Consider the following 12556-nt stretch of genomic DNA (forward strand, 5'->3'; position numbering starts at 1 on the left):
CCGTCGAAGCGCTTCGACTAGGCCGCTAATCGAAGCGCTTCGACCGCCTTTTGGAGGACGGCATGTTCAGACCACGAACGAGCTTCGCCGTGGGCGCGCTGATTCTGGCGGCGTCCCTCGGCCTCACCGCTTGCAGCGACTCCGGCTCCAGCGACGAGGGCGCCGAGGCCAAGACCCTGACCCTCTGGCACTACGAGGGCCCGACCAGCGCCATGGGCGTCGCCTGGAACAGGGCGATCGAGCTCTTCAAGGCGAGCCACCCGGGCGTCGAGGTGAAGTTCGAGGAGAAGAGCTTCGAGCAGATCCAGCAGAACGCCGGCATGATCCTCAACTCGGACAGCGCGCCCGACATCCTCGAGTACAACAAGGGCAACGCCACCGCCGGCCTGCTGTCCAAGCAGGGCCTGCTCACCGACCTGACCGAGCAGGCGGGCGAGCGCGGCTGGGACAAGGCGCTGAGCCCGAGCCTGCAGACCACCACCCGGTACGACGACGACGGCATCATGGGCAGCGGGAAGATCTTCGGCATCCCGAACTACGGCGAGTACGTGATGGTCTACTACAACAAGGACCTCTTCGCGAAGCACGAAGTCACCGTCCCGACCACATTGGCCGAGTTCGAGACCGCTCTCGGTACCTTCACCAAGGCGGGAGTCACGCCGCTCTCGGTCGGCGGCGCCGAGTATCCCGCGCAGCAGATCCTCTACGAACTGGCCCTGTCCAAGTCGAACCGCGCCTTCGTCGACGACTACCAGCTCTACAAGAACAAGGTCGACTTCCACGGTCCCGAGCTGACGTTCGGCGCGCAGGCCTTCGCCGACTGGGTCGCCAAGGGCTACATCGCCGAGAACTCGGCCGGCATCAAGGCCGAGGACATGGGCGTCGCCTTCACGCAGGGCAAGTTCCCGATCATGATCTCCGGCAGCTGGTGGTACGGCCGCTTCGCCACCGAGATCAAGAACTTCCAGTGGGGCACGTTCCTGTTCCCGGGCAACACCCTGCACCCGGGCTCCAGCGGCAACCTCTGGGTGGTGCCGGAGAAGTCCAAGGCCAAGAGCCTCGCGTACGACTTCATCGACATCACCATGCAGCCCGAGGTGCAGGCCCTGCTCGGCAACTCCGGCGGCGTGCCGGTCGCCGCGGACCCGTCGAAGATCACCGATGAGAAGAACAGGGAGCTCATCGCCAACTTCGCCACCATCTCCACCGGCGACGGGCTGGCCTTCTACCCGGACTGGCCCGCGCCCGGCTACTACGACGTCCTCGTCGGCGGCGTCCAGGGCCTCATCAACGGCTCCAAGACCCCCGAGAAGATGCTCGACGAGATCGCCAAGCCGTACCACGACAACCTCGCCGACCTCGGCAAATGAGCCGGCCGCGACAGGGAGGCCGGCGCGCCGGCTACGGGGTTTACCTGATTCCCGGAGTGCTGGCCTCCCTCGCGGTGATCGTCGTTCCCCTGGTGATGACCGTCGGGATCAGCTTCACCCGCTGGCCGGGCATCGGCGCGCCGAGCTGGGTCGGCCTCGACAACTACACCCGGCTGCTGCACGACGCGAACTTCTGGGCCTCCTTCGGGCACATCCTGCTGCTGATCGTGGCGATGGCGGTCGTACCGACGCTGCTCGGCCTGGTGCTGGCGGCCGTGCTGTTCGACTACCTCGCCAAGGTCTTCGGCGCCCGCTGGGCGAGCGTGTTCCGCTCCGGCTTCTACCTGCCGCAGGTGCTGCCGGTCGCGGTCACCGGCATCGTCTGGGGCTGGATCCTGCACCCGAGCTACGGCGCGCTGAACCGGATCCTCGAGACGATCGGGCTCTCCTCGCTGACCCGCAACTGGCTCGGCGACCCGGACTACGCGCTCTACAGCGTCATGGCGATCATGATCTGGGTTCAGCTGGGCTACCCGGTCGTCATGTTCATGTCCGGCCTTCAGCGCATCGACCCCGAGCTCTACGAGGCCGCCGACCTCGACGGCGCCGGCTGGTGGCAGCGCTTGCGGCGCATCACCGTGCACCTGATCCGGCCCGAGTTCTACGTGGTGCTGGTGACCACCACCATCGCCGCGCTGAAGATCTTCGGCCCGATCTTCGTGCTGACCCGGGGCGGGCCGAGCAACGCCACCCTGGTGCCGTCCTACTTCGCGTACAAGAACTTCTTCGAGAAGGCCCAGGTCGGCTACGGCTCGGCGATCTCGACCGTGCTCACCGTGTTCATCGTCGTGCTGGCGTTCGTCTTCCTACGCCTGCAGACCCGCGATCAGGAGACGCACAGGTGACCGCCGCCCGTCGGTACCCGGCCCGCTTCATCGTCCTGGCTGTGCTGCTCATCCTGCTCCTGCTTGTCGTGGCTCCCTTGCTCGTGGTGGCGCTCAACGCTGTCAAGAGCCCGGCGGACTACGCGAGCAACGGGCCGCTGTCCATCCCGGACTCGCTGCACCTCTCCGGCATCGTCGACTTCTGGAACCGCGTCGACTTCGGCCGCAAGCTGCTCAACAGCTTCGTCACCAGCGCCGCGGTGGCCGTGCTCGCCGTCGTGCTCTCGGTGCTCAACGCGTACGCGCTGGGCATCGGCCGGGTCCGCGGCCGGGTCTGGTTCCTGGTGTTCTTCCTGGTCGCCAACCTGTTGCCGCAGGAGGTGCTGGTCTACCCGCTCTACTACCTGTCGAAGAGCCTGCACCTCTACGACAGCCTGTTCTCGATCATCATCATCTTCACGGTGATCCAGAGCGCGTTCGGCACCTACCTGCTCTCCTCGGTCTACGCCGAGTTCCCGACCGAGCTGCTCGACGCCGCCGAGGTCGACGGCGCGGGCCGCTGGCGCGCCCTATGGGGCGTGGTCGTCCCCGTCAGCCGGCCGACGCTCGCGGTGCTGTTCACGTTCTTCTTCATCTGGACCTGGAACGAGTTCTTCCTGCCACTGGTCTTCCTGATCTCGAACGCCAACCAGACCGTCCCGGTCGCGCTCGGCGTGCTGCAGGGCGACCGGCAGATGGATGCCACGACGACAAGCGCCTCGGCGCTGATCGGCATCCTGCCCGCGATGCTCTTCTTCCTGATCTTCCAGCGCACGTTGACCCGCGGCATCACCGCCGGCGCCATCAAGTAAAGGAACCATCATGAAGTTCACCGACGGCTATTGGAGCAAGCGCGACGGCGTGACCGTCCTGCACCCGGTGCAGCTGCAGGACACCACGGCGCGGGCGGACTCCCTGACCGCGTACGCGACGGCCAAGCGGGTGCGTGGGCGCGGGGACACCCTCGACGCCCCGATCATCACGGTCACCTGCACCGCGCCGGCGCCCGACGTCGTGCGGGTCACGATCAGCCACTTCGCGGGCCGGGTGCCGCGCCGGCCCGACTTCGAGATCGCCGCCGAGCCGGACTACGTACCGCGGGTCGACGACACGAGCCTGACCTCGGGCGCGCTGACCGCGCGGTTCGCGGGCGGCGAGCAGTGGCGGCTCGACTTCGTCGCCGGCGGCCGGCGCCTGACCGGCAGCGGCGGGAAGGGCATGGGCATCGTCGAGGACGCCGACGGCGGGCAGTACGTGCACGAGCAGCTCGACCTGGGCGTCGGCGAGGCGGTGTACGGGCTCGGCGAGCGCTTCGGCCCGCTGGTCAAGAACGGCCAGTCGATCGACATCTGGAACTCCGACGGCGGCACCAGCAGCGAGCAGGCGTACAAGAACGTGCCGTTCTATCTCACCAACCGCGGCTACGGCGTGCTCGTCGACCACCCCGGCCGGGTGTCCTTCGAGGTCGGCTCCGAGCTGGTCTCCCGCACCCAGTTCAGCGTCGGCGGGCAGACGCTGTCCTACCTGGTGATCTACGGGCCTTCCCCGGCGGAGATCCTGCGCAGGTACACCGCGCTGACCGGCCGGCCCGCCCTGCCGCCGGCCTGGTCCTTCGGCCTGTGGCTGTCCACGTCGTTCACCACCTCGTACGACGAGGAGACGGTGACCGGCTTCGTCGACGGCATGGCCGAGCGGGACCTGCCGCTGAGCGTCTTCCACTTCGACACGTTCTGGATGCGCGAGTTCAGCTGGTGCGACTTCGAGTGGGACGCGCGGATCTTCCCGGACCCGCCGGGCATGCTCAAGCGCCTCTCCGACCGGGGGCTGCGCACCTGCGTCTGGATCAACCCGTACATCGCACAGCGCTCGGCGCTGTTCGCCGAGGGCATGGCGGCCGGCTACCTGGTACGCCGCGCCGACGGCGACGTCTGGCAGTGGGACCGCTGGCAGGCCGGCATGGCGCTTGTCGACTTCACCGACCCGGACGCCCGAGAGTGGTACGCGGGCAAGCTGCGCGCGCTGCTCGAGATGGGCGTCGACGCCTTCAAGTCCGACTTCGGCGAGCGCATCCCCCTCGACGTCGTCTGGCACGACGGCTCCGACCCGGAACGCATGCACAACTACTACACCCAGCTGTACAACCGGGTGGTCTTCGACGTGCTGCGCGAGCACCGCGGCGAGGGCGAGGCCGTCGTCTACGCCCGCTCGGCGACCGTCGGCGGCCAGCAGTTCCCGGTGCACTGGGGCGGCGACAACTCCTCGACGTACGAGTCGATGGCGGAGAGCCTGCGCGGCGGGCTGTCCCTGGCGGCGTCCGGCTTCGGGTTCTGGAGCCACGACATCGGCGGCTTCGAGGGGCTGCCCGACCCGGCCGTGTTCAAGCGGTGGATCCCGTTCGGGCTGCTCTCCTCGCACAGCCGGCTGCACGGAAACCAGACCTACCGGGTGCCGTGGCTCTTCGACGAGGAGGCCGTCGACGTGCTGCGCAAGTTCACCAGGCTCAAGCACACGCTGATGCCGTACCTGTTCGACGCCGCCGGCCGCGCGCACCGCGAGGGCCTGCCGGTGATGCGGCCGATGGTCTTCGACTTCGCCGACGACCCCGCCGCGACCCACCTCGACCGGCAGTACCTGCTCGGCGACAGCCTGCTCGTCGCGCCGGTGTTCAGCGCGGAGGGCGACACGACCTACTACGTGCCGGCGGGCCGCTGGACCCGCTACCTGACCGGCGAGGTGGTCGAGGGGCCCGGCTGGGTGCGCGAGACGCACGGCTTCGCCAGCGTGCCGCTGCTGGTGCGGCCGGACTCGGTCCTGGCGGTCGGCGCCCGCGAGGACCGGCCGGACTACGACTACCGCGACGGCATCACGCTGCGGCTGTTCGAACTCGCCGACGGCACCCGCACCACGACCGTGCCGGGTCCCGCCGGCACCGCGCCGACGACCTTCGAGGTGACCCGCGCGGGTGCGACGGTCCGGGTGGTCCGCTCGGGCGGCCACGCCCCGTGGCGGGTGCGCGCCGGCGACACCGTCGTGGCGCTGGAAGCCGGCGAAAGCAGGTGTGAGCTGAGCCTGGACTGACGCCGGCTTTGGGGGACCCTGGAGGTCATGGTGACTCAGCCGCTCTGGACCGGACCCGCCGTCGCACTTGTCAACCTCTTCGACCACGACGGCGCGGTCGAGGCGAAACGGACGGCGGACCACGCGGCGCGCCTGGTGGCGGCCGGGATCCGCGGGGTCGTCGTCAACGGCAGCACCGGCGAGGCCGCCGCGCTCACCGACGCCGAGCGGGTCGAACTGGTCGCGGCGGTACGGCAGGCGTGCCCCGCGGTGCCGGTCATCGCCGGCGCCTCGGGGGAGTGGTGGCGGCCGGCCGCGGACCGCGCCGCCGCCGCGGTGCGGGCCGGCGCCGACGCCGTGCTCGTCGCGCCGCCGCGGCTCGGCGGGTCGCTGACCGGGTACTACGGCCGGGTGAGCGAGGCCGCCGCCGGGGTACCGGTGCTCGCGTACCACTATCCGCCGGTCGCGGGCGGACCGGTGCCGGTCGACGCGCTGAGCGGGCTGGGCGTCGCCGGGATCAAGGACTCCAGCGCCGATCCGGCCCGGCTCGGGCACGAGCTCGGCCTCGGCGGCCCGCTCGCCGTCTACACCGGAGCGTCGGCGCTGCTCGGGTACGCGAGCTGGCTCGGCGCCGCGGGTGCGATCGTGGCGGCGGCGAACCTCGTACCGGAGGAATGCCTGGCCGCGTGGGACCGCGACGCCGCGGCGCAGCACGCGGTGCTGCGCGCCGAGCGGGAGAGCAAGGCCCTGCCCGGCGGGCTCAAGCAGGCGTTGGCCGCTCGCTACGGCACCTCACCCGTGCGCCGGCTCGGCGGCTGACCCGGCACGATCGGGAGTAGTCCAGGTTCCTAGGATGCCTTACGGGTGGTGCGCGGCCTCACCGGCCTGCCGGCTCAGGCGCCGCCGGCCTGTCTCTCCTCGGCGTGCCAGACGCGGACGGTGCCGTGGATGCTCACCCGGACGGCGGTTCCCGGTGTGATCGTCGATCCGTCGTTGAGCCGGCGGGATCGCAGCTCGGTGCCGTCGTCCAGGCGTACGACAGTGAGCGAGTCGTGACCGTGGAAGTCGTGCCGGAGCACCCGCCCGGTGATCTGGCCCGACGGTGGTGTCTCCGGCGGGGCGAGGCGCACCTGCTCCGGCCGCAGCAGGACGGTCACCGCCCGGTCGCCGTTGTCGGCACCGCCGCGATGCACCGGAGCCTCGCCGAGCGCGGTGTGTGCCCGCCCGGCGCGGACCAGGCCGGGCAGCAGCATGGCGTCGCCGACGAAGTTCGCCACCCACGGGTCGGCGGGCACGGTGTACACGTCGGCGGGCGAGCCGTCGTGCACGACCGCCCCGTCGCGCATGACCGCCACCTGGTCGGCCAGCGACAGCGCCTCCGCCTGGTCGTGCGTGACGAGGACGGCGGTGGCGCCGTCGGCGCGCAGGGCGGCCCGTACGTCCTGGCGCAGTTCGGCGCGCAGCCCGGCGTCGAGGGCGCTGAACGGCTCGTCGAGCAGGATCAGCCGGGGACGTGGCGCCAGGGCGCGGGCGAGCGCTACGCGCTGCTGCTGGCCGCCGGAGAGCTGATGCGGCATGCGGTGCTGGTAGCCGTCGAGCCCGACGAGGGCGAGCACCTCGTCGACTCGGCCGGAGCGCCGGGCGGTGCGATCGAGCCCGTATCCGACGTTCCCGGACACCGGCAGGTGCGGGAACAGGGCACCCTCCTGCGGCACGAGGGCGACCCGGCGACGGTGGGCGGGCACGTGCAGCCGGGGCCCGGCTACCACCGATCCGGCCACCCGGATCTCCCCGGCGTCCAGGCGTTCCAGGCCCGCGATGCACCGCAGCAGGGTGGTCTTGCCGCAGCCGGACGGTCCGAGCACGGCGGCGAGCGTGCCGGCCGGCACGCTCAGGCGGACGTCGGCCAGTGCGGTCACGGCGCCGTAGCACTTTCCCGCGGCGGTGACGGTGAGGGCGGTCATCGGTCTCCTTCGTGGCCGAGCGCGCCGCTGCGGGCGGCGAGGAACCAGGCGGGGATCGCGGACAGGGCCACGAGCAGGGCGGCGTACGGTGCGGCGGCCGCGTACGCCGCGACCGAGGTGTGCGTCCACAGCTCGGTGGCCAGCGTGTCCATGCCGGTCGGGCGTAGCAGCAGCGTCGCCGGGAGTTCCTTCATGCAGGTGAGGAAGACCAGCGCGGCGCCGGCGGCGATGCCGGGGGTGATCAGCGGCACGGTGACCGTGGCGAAGGCCGACAGCGGCGAGCGGCCGAGGCTGCGGGCCACGTCGTCGAGCACCGGCGGGGCGTGTGCCGTGGCCGCGCTGACCGCGGCGACGGCCAGCGGCAGGAACAACGCCGCGTACGCCAGCGTGAGCAGCCACCGCGTCTGGTACAGCGGGTAGGCCACATGCACGCCGAAGAACACCAGCGACAGGCCGATCACGACACCCGGCAACGCGTGGGTGAGGTAACTGAGGCGCTCGATCCCGCGCGCGGGCGGGCCGGGCGCCCGCGCCGCGAGCAGGCCGATCGGCAGCGCCAGCAGCATGGTGAGCGCCGCGCCGGCCGCGGACACGGTCAACGAGTTGGCGGCCGCCTCCGCGATCTCGCCCGCCGATCCCGGCCGCGAGACACCGGCGATCAGCCGGCGGGTCAGGTTCAGCGCGGGCACGCCGAGCGCCAGGGCCGAGACCCCGGCCAGCAGCAGCGCGGCCGGGCGGCGCCACCGCCCGAGCCGGGCCGGTACCGGCGGACGGCGGGCTCCCGAGCCGACCGCGGCATACCGGGCACCCCGGCGGCGGGTCAGGGACTCCCCGGCCAGCAGCACGGTGGTGAGCACGACCAGGACGGTGGAGAGTACGAGCGCCCCGGTGCGGTCGAAGCCCAGCTCGAAGGCGGTGAAGACGGCGCGGGTGAAGGTGTCCGTGCGCAGCAGCGCCACGGCGCCGAAGTCGGACAGCACGTACAGCGCGACCAGCAGCGCGCCGCCGGCGATCGCCGGGCGCAGCTGGGGCAGCGTGACCGAGCGGAACGTACGCCAGGGATCGTGACCGAGCGAGCGGGCGACGTCCTCCTGCGCCGGGTCGGCCCGCTGCAGCGTGGCGGCGACCGGCAGGAACGTGTACGGGTAGCAGCAGAGGATCAGGACGAGGGCGGAGGCCCAGAACCCGGCGAAACCGTCCACCGAGGACATCCACGCGAACGCGGCGATGTAGGTGGGCACCGCCAGCGGCAGGGCGGCCAGCACCGCGAACACCCGGCGCGCCGGCAGGTCGGTGCGGGTGACCAGGAACGCCGTCGCCACCCCGAGAACGGAGCAGGCGACCGTGACCACGGCGGCCAGCGCCAGGCTCCGCGCGGCGAGCCGGCCCACCCGGGCGGTGAGCAGTTCCGCCGCGATCCGGTCGGCCCCGGCCTCGCCGGCACGCAGCAGCAGATAGCCGAGCGGCAGCAGCGCGATGAGCACGGCGAGCCCGGCCATGACCAGCAGGACCGGGTGCGGCGCCCACCGGCGGACCGACCGGCGCCACGCCGGCGCGGCGGACACCTCCGCGCGCGCCGGCCGGAGCGGGACGGGCGAGGTGGTCAGGGCGTCAGTCCCGTGGACTTGATGAGCTCGATGCTGGCCTCCAGCGTCTCGAGGTCGTTGAGGTCGATCGGCGGCACCTTCAGGTCGGCCAGCGGCGGCACGTACGCGGGCGCCGGCGCGCCGCCGACCAGCGGGTATTCGTAGGTGTTCGCGGCGAACCAGGTCTGCGCCTCGGAGCCCAGGAGGTAGTCGAGGAGCCTGCGCACGTCCGGATCGTCGGCCGAGCGGCGAAGCACGCCGATGCCGGAGACGTTGACCATGGCGCCGCTGTCACCGGCGGCGAAGAAGTGCAGCCTCGCGTTGAGCTTGTCGGGCGACGTGCCGCGTTCCCGGGCGATCTCGCCGAGGTAGTAGTGGTTGACCAGGCCGACCGGCACCTTGCCCGCGTCGACCTCCTCCACGATGGCGATGTTGTTCTCGCGGATCTGGACGTCGTTCGCCTTGAGGGCGGCGAAGTACTCCTTCGCCTTCTCCTCGCCGTGCTGCACCCGTACCCCGGTGACGAAGGCCTGGAAGGAGCCGTTGGTGGGTGCGATCGCCACCTTTCCCTTCCAGCGCGGTGCGGTCAGGTCGAAGACCGACCGGGGCAGCTCCTCGGCCTTGACCAGGCCGGGGTTGTAGACCAGGACCCGGGATCGCGCGGTGACACCGACCCAGTTGCCGTCCTTCGCACGGTAGGCCTCGGGGACCTTCGAGAGGACCTCCGCCGGCAGGGTGGCCAGCACCCCCTTCTTGTTGACCGCGCCGAGCCCGCCGGCGTCCTGTGACAGGAACACCTCGGCCGGCGTGCGGTCGCCCTCCTCGGCGAGCTGCGCCGCCATCTGGGCGGTCGTGCCGTACCGGACCTCCAGCTCGATGCCGGTCTTCTCGGTGAACTTCTCGAACAGCGGCTTTACCAGGGCCTCGTTTCGGCCGCTGTAGAGCAGGATCTTCTGGTTGTTGGGCTCGCTCGCGTCCCCTCCGCAGGCGGCGGCGCCGGTCAGCACCGCGGCGCACAGCGCAACCGCGACCACGGATCTAGCTCGAAACTGACGCACGTGATTCTCCTTCGTGGGTGGGATGCGAGGTCGGGTTCGAGCCGCGCCCGCGCCGGGTCGTCCACCGCGTCGTCCGCTCGACGGCGGCGCCGAACAACACCCCGGCCGCGAGGGCGGCGAGCAGGGCGAGCAGCGGGGAGTACGGCTTCAGCAGCGGGTAGACCTGCCAGTGCGTCAGGTAGACGTAGAGCGAGTTGCCGGCGAGCACTCCCGCGATCCGGTTCACCGCGGCCAGGCTCGGCACGTTCGGCAGCCAGATGAGCAGCACGAGGCCGGCGACGATGACCGCCTCGCGCAGGGGATTGCCGAAGTAGCCGGCAACCGACATCGTGCCGACGGCGGTCAGCAGGAGCCGCTGCCACGCCGAGCCGGCCTTACCGGCCGCCCAGCCGAGGGCGAAGAACCAGAAGAGCAGCGCCGGGGTGGCGAAGTTGTCCCAGGGGGTGAGCGGGACCAGGCCGTACCGCACGGCGAGCCCGGCCGCGAGCACCGCCACCGGCAGCGCGAAGGGCAGCCGGCGCTCCCAGCGGTCGAACGCGGGGAGCGCGGCGACGGCGAGCAGCGCCAGCAGGGTGTACACCAGGGTCTCGACGAACCAGTAGTGCCGCTGTGGCCCCATCCGTGGCCCGATCGCCTCGTTGAGCAGGAACACGTTCTGCCAGCTGTACCGGTCGTCGAGCGCGGCGACGACGGCGAGGAAGAGCGACGACGGTACGGCGATGCGGGCCACCGACGCGGCCAGGTGCCGCACCCGGTGCCGCCGGGGGTTGTCGCTGAGGTGGAACCGCGCGAAGCCGGCGCCGGCCACCGCGAGGAGCAGGTGGGCGCCGCCGCGGACGGTGAACAGTCCGGCGTGGGTGCCGACGATGAGGACGATCGCCACCGCGCGCAGCGCGACCCCCGTGTCGAGGCTGCGCCACCGGCGTCGTGGCGCGGCTCGCGCCTGGCCGGCCCGCAGCTGCCGGATCGGCGTGGTGTGCCAGCCGGCCGGCAGCGATCCGAGGATCTGCTCGAGGCGCACCGACATCTCCACGTAGGACAGGGAGTCGCCGCCGAGTCCGACGAACGTGCTGTCCTCGGTGGCGTCCGGCCGGTCGAGAATCTCCGCGTAGAGCGCAAGCAGGTCGGTCTCGTCGGGGCGCTCGGCGGGCGAGCGGGCCGCGGCGAGCGCGGCGACCGCCTGGATGTCGGCCTTGCCGGACGGCAGCCGCGGCAGCTCGGCCAGGACCAGCACCCGCACCGCCCGAGCGGGCAGGCCGCAGCGCGACGCGATCAGCCGCCGGGCGTTGTCCGCCCGGGCCGCGTCCTCCACGGCGACCACCAGCTCGTCGTCGGCGGTCACGCAGCACGCCCGCACGCCGTCCGCCTCCAGCCCCGCCTCCAGCCGCTCCAGGTCGATCCGGAGCCCGAACACCTTCGCGTAGCGGCTGCGCCGGCCGACGATCTCGAACAGGCCATCATCGGTACGGCGGGCGAGGTCCCCGGTGAACAGCTCGTGCACGGTGCGCCCCAGTGCCAGGTCGGCCGGCCCGCCGGCGTACCCGAGCATGACGTTGGGGCCGGAGTAGACCAGCTCTCCGACGGGCGCCTCGGCCGAGTCGCCGGACGGAGCCAGCCGAAGCGTTCCGCCGGGTATCGGCACACCGATCGCCCCCGGGCTGCTCGACGCCCGGTCGGGCGGCAGGTACGCCATCCGCGCCGTCGCCTCGGTCTGCCCGTACATGACGAACAGGTCCCAGCCTCTCCGGCGGCCGAGCTCGGCGTAGCGGCGTACCTGATCGGCCGGCATCCGACCGCCGGCCTGCGTGACATAGCGCAGGTCGGGAAGGTCCATGGCGTCGAATCCGACCCGGTCCAGCAGCGTGAACGTGTAGGGCACCCCGGCCAGGCAGGTGCCGCGCGCCCGGCGGAACAGCGCCCAGAAATCGGCGTCCGCCACCGACAGGCCGGTGAGGATGATGCCGGCGCCCCGCACCAGGTGGCTGTGCAGCACCGACAGGCCGTAGCAGTAGTGCAGCGGCAGCGTCGTGGCGGCCCGGTCGGTGTGCCGGATGCCGAGGTAGGCGGCGATCGACTCGGCGTTGGCCCGCAGGTTCTCGTAGGAGAGCCGGACCAGCTTGGGCGAGCCGGTCGAGCCGGACGTGCTGAGCAGCAGAGCCAGGTCCGGGTGCAGCACGTGTGCCGAGCCGCTCCGGCGTTCGGTGATCGCCCAGCGCGCGCCGGCGGGGCGGCACACCACGTCCGGGTCGTAGGTCGCCGTCAGCGACTCGATCACCGCGTCGTCGTCGGGCACCAGCAGCACCGCGTGGCCGGCCGCGAGCGCGCCGAGGTACTTTGCGACCGCGTCGACCGCGTTGCCCCCGGCGATCAGGATCAGCCTGCGCCTATCGCCGAAGGAACGGGCGGCCACGTCGATCCGGGCGGCGAGCTCCGCGTACGAGACATGTTCGTCCGCGGTGATCAGGGCCGTCCGGTCGCCGAAGGCCGCGAGGTCCGCGCCGAGCGGCAGTGCCAGCCGGGACACCTCGGCCACGTTCCCGCCTTCGTAGGTCTATCCAGCAGTTCTTCTACACGGTGTAGACGACATGGAATCATAGA

9 protein-coding genes are annotated in these 12556 nt (G+C 71.6%); 5 read left to right on the forward strand and 4 right to left on the reverse strand.

The features are described from left to right. The first annotated feature begins 62 nt into the window (after positions 1-62). The 5 genes from AB0B58_RS02160 to AB0B58_RS02180 are packed head-to-tail and all read left to right on the forward strand — an operon-like array spanning position 63 to position 6169. Entirely contained in the window at positions 63-1370 is a 1308-nt protein-coding gene (locus AB0B58_RS02160) for an extracellular solute-binding protein (protein ID WP_360215991.1), read from the forward strand. Continuing rightward, the gene (locus tag AB0B58_RS02165) at positions 1367-2275 is read left to right on the forward strand and encodes a sugar ABC transporter permease (RefSeq protein ID WP_360215994.1); all 909 of its coding nucleotides are present in this window, start codon (positions 1367-1369) and stop codon (positions 2273-2275) included. Before AB0B58_RS02160 ends, AB0B58_RS02165 begins: the two co-directional genes overlap by 4 nt. Then, positions 2272-3105 carry a carbohydrate ABC transporter permease gene (locus AB0B58_RS02170; RefSeq protein ID WP_360215997.1) on the forward strand — a complete coding sequence of 278 codons (834 nt, stop codon included), beginning with the start codon at positions 2272-2274 and terminating at the stop codon, positions 3103-3105. The genes AB0B58_RS02165 and AB0B58_RS02170 overlap by 4 nt, the downstream gene beginning before the upstream one ends. A gap of 10 nt (positions 3106-3115) precedes the next feature. Further along, a complete protein-coding gene (gene yicI / locus AB0B58_RS02175) occupies positions 3116-5371 on the forward strand; it encodes an alpha-xylosidase (protein ID WP_360216000.1) in 2256 nt (751 codons plus the stop codon). Between the two features lie 27 nt (positions 5372-5398). Further along, positions 5399-6169, forward strand: coding sequence for a dihydrodipicolinate synthase family protein (locus tag AB0B58_RS02180; RefSeq protein WP_360216003.1), 771 nt, complete (start codon positions 5399-5401; stop codon positions 6167-6169). Positions 6170-6243: 74 nt separating this feature from the next. On the opposite strand, the gene AB0B58_RS02185 is transcribed toward AB0B58_RS02180, so the two are convergent. The 4 genes from AB0B58_RS02185 to AB0B58_RS02200 form a co-directional block, all read right to left on the reverse strand. Further along, a complete protein-coding gene (locus tag AB0B58_RS02185) occupies positions 6244-7314 on the reverse strand; it encodes an ABC transporter ATP-binding protein (protein WP_360216006.1) in 1071 nt (356 codons plus the stop codon). Continuing rightward, complete coding sequence (locus AB0B58_RS02190; protein WP_360216236.1) at positions 7311-8813, reverse strand: iron ABC transporter permease; 1503 nt, start codon at positions 8811-8813, stop codon at positions 7311-7313. Before AB0B58_RS02190 ends, AB0B58_RS02185 begins: the two co-directional genes overlap by 4 nt. Positions 8814-8917: 104 nt before the next feature. Next, positions 8918-9919 (reverse strand): iron ABC transporter substrate-binding protein, encoded by a 1002-nt coding sequence (locus AB0B58_RS02195; RefSeq protein WP_360216239.1) that lies wholly within the window; start codon positions 9917-9919, stop codon positions 8918-8920. 19 nt (positions 9920-9938) lie between these two features. Then, the gene (locus AB0B58_RS02200) at positions 9939-12491 is read right to left on the reverse strand and encodes an AMP-binding protein (RefSeq protein ID WP_360216009.1); all 2553 of its coding nucleotides are present in this window, start codon (positions 12489-12491) and stop codon (positions 9939-9941) included. Positions 12492-12556 lie beyond the last annotated feature (65 nt).

Origin of the sequence: Actinoplanes sp. NPDC049118, assembly GCF_040648555.1 — a bacterium.
GTDB lineage: Bacteria > Actinomycetota > Actinomycetes > Mycobacteriales > Micromonosporaceae > Actinoplanes.